Origin of the sequence: Microcystis sp. LE19-195.1E, from assembly GCF_027532095.1 — a bacterium.
Lineage (GTDB): Bacteria > Cyanobacteriota > Cyanobacteriia > Cyanobacteriales > Microcystaceae > Microcystis > Microcystis aeruginosa.
Window position 1 is genome coordinate 1 of sequence record NZ_JAPZSZ010000320.1, and the last position, 3,088, is coordinate 3,088.

Sequence of the window (3,088 nt, forward strand, 5' to 3'; positions counted from 1 at the left end):
CGAGATATTTCCACATTACCTGGACATGAACCTTATCTTTGATGCGTCGCAGCTGGATATCGTAGGAACGACCCCATTTTTCTAGTAATAATTGCTGTAAGTCCACACCCGTCATGGTTGCTATCGCTTCTCAGATGTCAGTCGGCCTCTTGATTTTATCATAAATGTCAGGGGAAGACCCTCGATTTTACCGAAGGGATGAAACCTGAACAACATAGAACAGCAAAGCACAACGATCAGATATCTCCGCTTGATCGGATAGTTTCAACCTGTTGAACTTTACTCCACCGTGACACTTTTGGCTAAATTGCGCGGCTGATCCACGTCTAAACCGCGACGGGCTGCGATATGATAGGAGAGCAATTGTAGGGGAATTACTGTTAGAATTGGCGATAATAGTTCTTCAATTTCCGGCACATACAACAAATCATTAAAGACTTTTGGCGCTTCCGTATCGCTGTCAGCAACTACTCCCAATAATCGCGCATCCCTTGCCTTTGCTTCCTGTGCATTGGAGAGAACCTTATCATAAACTATCCCCGGCATAGCAATCGCTACTACGGGAACTTTTGCATCTAAAAGCGCGATTGGTCCGTGTTTCATTTCTCCGGCTGGATAGCCTTCCGCATGAATATAACTGATTTCTTTGAGTTTTAAGGCCCCTTCTAAGGCAATGGGGAAATTAATCCCCCGTCCCAAGAAAATAAAGTCTTGGGTGTCATTAAATTCATGGGCTAATTCTTCGATCGCTTTTTCCTGTGTTTCTAAGACAGTTTCGATCGATCTTGGCAGCGATCGCATTCCATTAATAATTTCCTCGATTCTCTCTAAAGACAAAGTTTGACGACGATAGGATAAATCCAAAGCTAAGAGATAAAAACCCAATAATTGTGCCGTAAAACTCTTAGTTGCCGCCACCCCGATCTCGATCCCCGCTTGGGTATTAATAATCTGATCGACCATTTGTGCTAGGGTACTTTCGGGGCGATTAGTAATACCGATAATCCGGGCCTGATATTTTTTTTCTAATCCTAAACGACGCTGTTTTTCCGTTTCCAAAGCCGCTAAAGTGTCGGCTGTTTCCCCCGATTGCGTCACCCCGATAGTTAAAGTATTGGGCATCAGGGGCGTGGGTGCATAGCGAAATTCCGAGGCGTACTGTACCCTTGTGGGAATACCTGCCAACTGCTCGATCAAGTATTTACCGACTAAACTAGAGTGCCAACTGGTTCCACAGGCTAAAATCTGAATATGTTCTAAATTATCGTAAATTTCTTCAGAAAAATTAATATTTATCGGGTTGACATTATCCTCATTTTGTGCTGTCCAATGGGGATGCAGATAGGTCCCTAAACAGTCGCGCACCACTCCGGGTTGTTCGTAGATTTCCTTGAGCATGAAGTGACGATAACCCTGTTTTTCTACGGTCGTCGGACTCCAATCGAGGACTCTGGGGCTTTTACGGACTCTTTTGCCCTCAAAATTATAAATTTCTACTCCCAAGGGTGTTAACCGAGCGATTTCGCCATTATCCAGGGACAGCACTGCCCGGGTATGGGGAACCAAAGCACTGACATCGGAGGCACAGAAAAACTCCCCCTGACCAAAACCGATGATTAAAGGGGCGTGTTGCCGCACGACAATCAATTCATCGGGATAATCGGGACTAATCACCCCTAGGGCAAAAGCACCCTCTAAACGTTCAATTGCCCTTAAAACTGCCTTGAGGAAAGGACTCACCCCCAAGTATTCTTCATCGGTAGGTTTGGGTAGATAACTGGCGATTAGATGGGGAATAACTTCTGTGTCGGTTTCCGAGTCAAATATACAGCCTTTCTCCTTTAATTCTGTTCTTAATACCTGAAAATTTTCGACAATGCCATTCTGTACCACTGCCACCCGTTGACTATTATCGGTGTGGGGATGGGCATTACTTTCTACGGGTTTGCCGTGGGTTGCCCAACGGGTGTGACCGATGCCAATTTGGGAGGGATTAACTTCCTGTTCTAATTTTTCCCGCAGATTGTAGAGTTTTCCCTGGGCGCGGACTCGATGTAATTCACCTTCGAGAATTGTGGCAATTCCTGCCGAATCATAACCCCGATATTCTAAACGTTCCAAACCAGCTAGGAGAATATCGATCGCTGTTTGGGTTCCGATATAGCCAACAATTCCGCACATTCTTTCCCTGACCCCATTTAGGCTAAGTCCGATCTATTCTATCGCAAGCGTGACACTTGTTTGCTTAGAGGCTAAAGACGCACTGACAAGGGCAAAGTTTCCTCTAATGGGACTCATCCTTCGCTCATTTTTGGGAGCAAGATGGGGTCAAAGAGGTCTCAAACGGCTCTTTTCGTGCGTCCGCCAAATCGACGAACTTGACGAGAACCAATAGGAACCATCCAGATTTGGGCATCTGGGCGACGAGCTTCAAGGCGATCACAAGCGGCTATTTCACTCGCGTCAATTTCAAAGTCTCCAGTTTCGAGATCGATTGCCACAATCTTGCCATGATTACCTTGCTCGACTTGAGAACGTACCTAGGTCTCATAAATCTCATCGCCGCGTCGGGCAAATTCTTCTTTGCTGTAGAGAGGTTGTCGCACTGTCCTTGGCGCGTGACCCTGTGGCAACTTTTGCCCCTCTATTTTAACCTAAACATTGGCAATCTTCGCTAACATTCCTCAACTGGGCCCACAAGAGCGGCGTACTGCCACCCAGTGCCTTCCCCATCGCACTTAGACTCATAGCTTCAATCAATGTGTAGGGTGCGTTCCCAAAAATCTATTGGTGGAGCAGTAGGAGCCACCTTAGGGAACGCACCCTACCGGCTGAATTCACCCGCCATTTTGGTCTATTTTCCAGCATCAGTCGCTTTTTGTTGGTCGGGTGCAATGATTTGTTAGACCTCAAATTCGATTACAGTAGCAATGGAGGCTACAATTTCCAGTATTGTAATTTCAGAAACGCTTCCTAATTTACGAATAAACCTTTGTAAATCCACCCCCCTTAGTTGAAGAGTGTCAATTGCAGAAGCTTTATTCAATCCATTGATACTGTTAGGTTCAATTTTAACGTGCCAGAAATT

General features: G+C 45.7%; 3 protein-coding genes and 1 pseudogene. All 4 read right to left on the reverse strand.

Annotation, left to right across the window (positions count from 1 at the left end):
• The coding region (locus O9300_RS17535) for a DUF3067 family protein (protein ID WP_287970696.1) at window positions 1-115 on the reverse strand (115 nt) is incomplete at its 3' end.
• Window positions 116-279: 164 nt separating this feature from the next.
• Window positions 280-2,181, reverse strand: a complete 1,902-nt coding sequence (gene glmS / locus O9300_RS17540; RefSeq protein ID WP_287730154.1) for a glutamine--fructose-6-phosphate transaminase (isomerizing) — start codon at window positions 2,179-2,181, stop codon at window positions 280-282.
• 158 nt (window positions 2,182-2,339) lie between these two features.
• Window positions 2,340-2,633, reverse strand: a pseudogene (locus tag O9300_RS17545) (hypothetical protein).
• Between the two features lie 269 nt (window positions 2,634-2,902).
• Window positions 2,903-3,088: type II toxin-antitoxin system PemK/MazF family toxin (locus O9300_RS17550; RefSeq protein WP_287973007.1), on the reverse strand; the 186-nt coding region annotated here is incomplete at its 5' end.